The sequence below is a fragment of the bacterium genome, from assembly GCA_024228115.1.
In the GTDB taxonomy this organism is placed as follows: Bacteria; Myxococcota_A; UBA9160; order UBA9160; family UBA6930.
On the sequence record JAAETT010000583.1, the window covers coordinates 1 to 3995 of the forward strand.

The following is a 3995-nucleotide window of genomic DNA, read 5'->3' on the forward strand; positions in this document are numbered from 1 at the left end:
CTTGTTGGTCTATCATAAAAGTGGTTATGATTGACCAAACGATGAGAAAATGGTAGAAATGAAGCTGCGGCAAATTGCTGCGTGAATTCGGCTTTCGAGGATCCACTGTGAGCGACGAACTGATCCCATTCCAAGGTGCAGGCACCCCGCAGGTCAAGGGTCAGAGCTTGGTGCTGCCGACGCTGATCGAGCGAGCCGGCGATCAGGCGAGCAAGCGCTTCTTGGATTTCTTCGCGGCCACGATTCGCAATGCGAACACTCGAGAAGCCTACGCGAGAGCCGTCGCTCAGTTTTTCCGCTGGGCCGAGCTCCACGGGCTGCAGCAGTTGACAGACCTCGAGCCATTCATGGTCGGCGCCTACATCGAGCAACTCGGCACGACCGGCTTGCCCGAGGACCTCGCTCTCATGGGATGGAACGGCCGCGGCAGACCACCGTTCGTCGACAAGGCCTACTCACCGGCATCCATCAAACAGAGCCTCGCCGCCATCCGAAAGCTCTTTGACTGGCTCGTCACCGGCCAGGTCCTCGCGGTGAATCCCGCTGCACCAGTAAAGGGTCCTCGCCACTCGGTCACCGTTGGTCTCACACCCGTGCTCACGGTAGACGAGGCCAAGGCGCTCATTGAAGCAATCGATACGTCGACTGCAGCCGGCATTCGCGATCGCGCCCTCATCGGTGTTCTCGTCTACAGCTTCGCCCGCATCAGTGCGACGGTGAACATGCGTTTCGAGGACTACTACTACGAGAAGAAGTTCTGGTGGTTCCGGCTTCATGAGAAGGGCGGGAAAATGCACTCTGTTCCAGCCCATCATAAGGCCTACGAATACATGGAGGACTATCTGGACGCGGCTGACATCCGCGGTCAGAAGGGGGCTCCCCTGTTTCGGTCCGTCGATCGCTACCGCCGCTTCACAGAGCTCCCACTCTCAAGAAACGACGCCCTAAAGATGGTGAAGCGCCGTGCCAAGAATGCTGGAATCGAGCCCAGCCTCGCCGAGAAGCTCTGCAATCACAGCTTCCGAGCTACGGGCATCACGAATTTCATCGAAAACGGCGGCTCCGTCGAGAAGGCCCAACAGATTGCAGCGCACGCGGATGTGCGCACAACGAAGCTCTACGACCGCTCTAACGACGAACTCACACTCGACGAAATCGAGCGCATCAAGATCTAGGGGAACCAATGGAACAAGACGAAATCCGCAGATTCTTTGCCGAGGCACCGATTACGATTCACGAGAATCGCCGGCTTCGAATCCCTCAGATCGAGGGCTACGACGCGACTCGCGAGCATTTTACCTCGAAGAACAGCCACGCGATTCTTCGTATTCCCGTCGGCTGCGGGAAGACCGGGCTCATGGGCATTGCACCCTTCGGCTTGGCTCAAGGCCGCGTGCTCATCATCGCTCCGAACCTAGAGATTCGGGACGGTGTCGCCGCCGAGCTCGACTACACCAACTCCGATTGCATCTGGCGAAAGACTAGAGCCCTAACGGATTTCACCGACGGACCCCACCGCGCTGTTCTCGACGGCAAGAACGCCAACATCTCCGACTGCGAAAACTCGCACATCGTCGTGACGAACATTCATCAGCTCGCAAGTTCCGCGGACCGCTGGCTGCCTGAGTTTCCTGACGACTTCTTCGACCTCATTCTCGTCGACGAAGGCCACCACAACGCGGCGGCTAGCTGGACGCGAGTTTTCGAGCGGTTCCCGAATGCCAAGGTCGTGAGCCTGACTGCCACTCCGTTTCGCTCCGATGGTGCCGAAGTCGAAGGCGAGATCATTTACACCTACCGATTCTCCCAGGCGATGCGACAGGGCTACATCAAGCAGATTACGGCCGCGAACGTCGACCCGACCGAGCTCTACTTCACACATGAGGGCTCCACGCGCCGCCTCACGCGCGACCAGGTCCTCGATCTCCGCGAAGAAGCCTGGTTCCGAAAGGGCATCGCCCTGTCTAGAGAGACAAACATCAGCATCGTCGATGCCAGCATTCAATGGCTCGAGGTGCTTCGTGATTCCGGCACAAAGCACCAGATCATCGCCGCCACGTGCTCGATCAACCACGCGCGCGAAGTCGCTTCTCTCTATCGGGAGCGCGGATACAAGGCGGAAGCTGTCGACAGCAAGATGAAGAAGGAGGACCGCCAGAGGGTGATGGAGGACCTCAAAGCAGGTCGCCTCGATTGCATCGCGCAGGTCAATGTCCTTGGTGAAGGATTTGACCACCCTCCCCTGTCGGTCGCCGCGATCTTCAGGCCATTTCGTGGTCTCTCCCCATATGTGCAGTTCGTCGGGCGCATCATGCGCGTGCTCGTCCAAAACGCGCCAGAGCATGAGGACAACCAAGGCTACGTCGTCTCTCATATTGGCTTGCAGCAGGACGCAAGATGGGAAGACTTCAAAGCGTTCGACCGCGAAGACCAGATGGTATTCGGAGATTGGCTGGACCCGAACGACAACCCCACGCCGGAAGGTGAACGGGAACGCCGTGCAAGCACGCGACCGGGCATGGAGGTGCTCGAGCAACTCATCGAACGGTTCAGCACAGATGAATTCCTCGACCCGGAAGATGAGGGCAGCATCGACGAGCTCATGCACAAGATTCCACAGCTGCTCGGTGTCGACCCGGATGAGCTCGGACTTACTCGCGAAGACTTGGTACAGCGGCTACTCGATGCGCGTAATCGCCGCGCGGCAGGTCTCCGCCCTGAGCGGCTGCCGGTTCAGCCCCAGCAGCAGAGGCAAGAGCGACGAAAGCGACTTGACGAGGTGAGCCGATCGGTCGCCGGGCGCATGCTACAGGCCCTCGGTGAGGCGCCCGCTGCCCCCACTCTGATTCGCCTGTTCCCGGACCTTGGTGCGCGTAACAACATGGGCGCCACCATTCAGCTGATGCACCGTGCAGTGAACGAGCGTTTCGGATTTTCGCGAGACGGGCGGCCTGATCTTACCCTCGAACAGCTCACCGAAGCGACTGACAGCATCGAGGACATCGGGGACGAAGTGGAAGCGTTGATCCGTGGCCGACGACAGGAGCGCTCCTAGTGGGTGCGATGAAATCCGCTCTTCGCAAGTGCTACTTCGAAGACGCGAAGGCGCTTCGCAAGTGCGGGTGGAACAAGAAGCATGAAATCGCCAAGGGAGAGAGCTGTCTCGTATTCAAAGAGTCAATGCAATCCGCGAAATCCTACTGCCTGCCCTGCGCGAAGTTGATTCTCGAGAAGGGTCGCGTTGACATAGAAAAGTTGCTCTTGAGACTTCGGTAGGGCGTATCCGGAGATCGTCAATGAGGCCTTTCATCTGGGATGCGATCGACGCGATGCGCCCTGTCGAGGACGTGCTCACCGGCTTTGGCGTCGCGATTCCCGCCGGGTGGACCTGCGCGCGGCCACGGGCGTATCGGCCGACGGCACCGTGGTCAGCGGCTGGGGGACCAATCCGGACGGCCAGTCCGAAGCGTGGATTGCAGACCTATCGGAGGCGGCAGCGGTTCCGGCTATGGGTGCCTCGGGCTCGCGTCGCTCTTCGGCTCGCTGATGGCGACAGCCCTCTTCGTCGTGGATATGCGAGCAAGGGGGCACTGAGGTAACTCGCCAAGTGCCAAAGTCGCCACGCTCCACGGTGTCGACTGGCGGCCCCCTGTCGAGCATCCTCCGTCTCATGACACACCGTGGGGCCTCTGCAGGCCTGAACCCCTTCCCCACGCTGGCCCGAGGCAAGACAGACACAAGAAACCCCGCCAGAGGCGGGGCTCTCGAAGCTAAGTACCCAGCTGGGGGCACCGGGAAGCCGACACGTCGGTCAAGCTCCCCGCTAGCGCTTGGAATGCAACACTCCAAACGTAACCTCGGTGAACACCCAAAAGCGGCCATACGTGATCACCTGAAAACCGGCCATAGAACGGGGAGTCGTCCAGGACGTTGAGGCGGGCGAGGCGGATAGCCTCGCCGGCCATGGCAAATGTCTTGGACGCAGAGAAACAGCA

The 3995-nt window shown here is 59.8% G+C and carries 2 protein-coding genes; both read left to right on the forward strand.

The window, feature by feature from the left end:
- The first annotated feature begins 107 nt into the window (after positions 1–107).
- Entirely contained in the window at positions 108–1175 is a 1068-nt protein-coding gene (locus tag GY937_24305) for a tyrosine-type recombinase/integrase (GenBank protein MCP5059837.1), read from the forward strand.
- 8 nt (positions 1176–1183) lie between these two features.
- Complete coding sequence (locus GY937_24310) at positions 1184–3055, forward strand: DEAD/DEAH box helicase family protein (protein MCP5059838.1); 1872 nt, start codon at positions 1184–1186, stop codon at positions 3053–3055.
- Positions 3056–3995 lie beyond the last annotated feature (940 nt).

What these genes read in the sequence shown, in the direction of transcription:
- GY937_24310 (MCP5059838.1), top strand. Translation starts at nt 1,184, where the DNA reads ATGGAACAAGACGAAATCCGCAGATTCTTTGCCGAGGCACCGATTACG.